Here is a 1,263-nt window from a genome sequence, read left to right as displayed (position 1 = left end):
GGAGCCTGACCCGCTTTTCCGGACACCAACTTTGAGGCGATGATCGTCTCGGAAGGAGTCCGTGAGATGCCCGCACCACATTCGCCGGAGTTTCGGCGTCGAGCCCTGGATCTGGTCGCGCAAGGCAATGCTGTCGCGCAGACCGCCCGCGACCTCGGGATCAGCGAGTCGTGCCTTCGGAACTGGATGAACCGCGACGCGATCGACAGCGGTGCGAAGCCAGGACTGACAAGTGATGAGCGCAAAGAGCTCGTGGAGGCCCGCCGCCGGATCCGGGTGCTGGAGATGGAGAACGAGATCCTGAAACGGGCGTCGGCGTACTTCGCCAGGGAGAACGTGCTCCCAAAATAGGGTTCCGGCTGGTCCAGGAGCTCGCCGCCGACGGCATCCCCGTCGCGGTGGCCTGCCGGTTCCTGCAAGTCTCGACCTCCGGCTACTACGACTGGGCCAGCCGACCACCATCGCGACGAGCTATCGCGGATGCGGAGCTGACGACCACGATCCGACGCATCCACGCCGATTCGCGGGCGACCTATGGTGCGCCGAGAATCCTCGCGGAGCTGCGGCTCGGGCTCGGGGTCCATGTCGGCCGGAAGCGCGTCGCGCGGCTGATGCGGCTGGAGGGTCTGGTCGGTGTCTCCCACCGCCGGAAACGGCGCGGGTGGAAGCCGAACACCGCCACTCACGAAGATCTCGTAAAACGGCAGTTCCGCGCCGACGCCCCGAACCGGCTCTGGTTCTGCGACATCACACAGCACCGCGCCCGCGACGGGTGGGTCTACTGCGCCGCCGTCATCGACGCGTTCAGTCGACGGATCGTGGGATGGTCGATCTCGGACCGGATCACCGCGGAGATCGTCGTCGATGCGCTCGAGATGGCACGCTGGCGACGCAGACCCGAACCCGGCACCGTGGTTCACGCGGACCGCGGAGCGCAATACACCTCGTGGCTCTTCGGGCATCGGCTGCGCCAAGCCGGGCTACTCGGCTCGATGGGCAGGGTGGCCTCGAGCGTCGACAACGCGCTCATCGAGAGCTTCTGGTCGACCATGCAACGCGAGCTCCTCGACCGCACCGTCTGGGACTCTCGGGCGCAGCTCGCGTCGGCCATGTTCGAGTGGATAGAGGTCTTCTACAATCCGCGCCGCCGGCACACCAGCCTGGGCGACCTCAGCCCGGCCGACTACGAAGCACTTCACACCGCCGCCGAGATCGCGGCATGATCAACACACAAGAACCGTCCGGGAAACCGGGTCAGGCTCC

At 66.5% G+C, this 1,263-nt stretch carries 2 protein-coding genes; both read left to right on the top strand.

Annotation, left to right across the window (positions count from 1 at the left end):
• The first annotated feature begins 66 nt into the window (after positions 1–66).
• The gene (locus HF323_RS15255; protein WP_169583785.1) at positions 67–351 is read left to right on the top strand and encodes a transposase; all 285 of its coding nucleotides are present in this window, start codon (positions 67–69) and stop codon (positions 349–351) included.
• 47 nt (positions 352–398) lie between these two features.
• Positions 399–1,223, top strand: coding sequence for an IS3 family transposase (locus tag HF323_RS15250; protein ID WP_317451106.1), 825 nt, complete (start codon positions 399–401; stop codon positions 1,221–1,223).
• Positions 1,224–1,263: the final 40 nt, after the last annotated feature.

This window comes from Microbacterium sp. MF43 (assembly GCF_012847295.1).
GTDB lineage: Bacteria > Actinomycetota > Actinomycetes > Actinomycetales > Microbacteriaceae > Microbacterium.
Note: the sequence above shows the minus strand (reverse complement) of the source record. Positions and strands in the feature narration are given on the sequence as shown.

Excerpts from the sequence above, each read along its gene's own strand:
- HF323_RS15255 (WP_169583785.1), top strand. The coding sequence starts at position 67 with ATGCCCGCACCACATTCGCCGGAGTTTCGGCGTCGAGCCCTGGATCTG.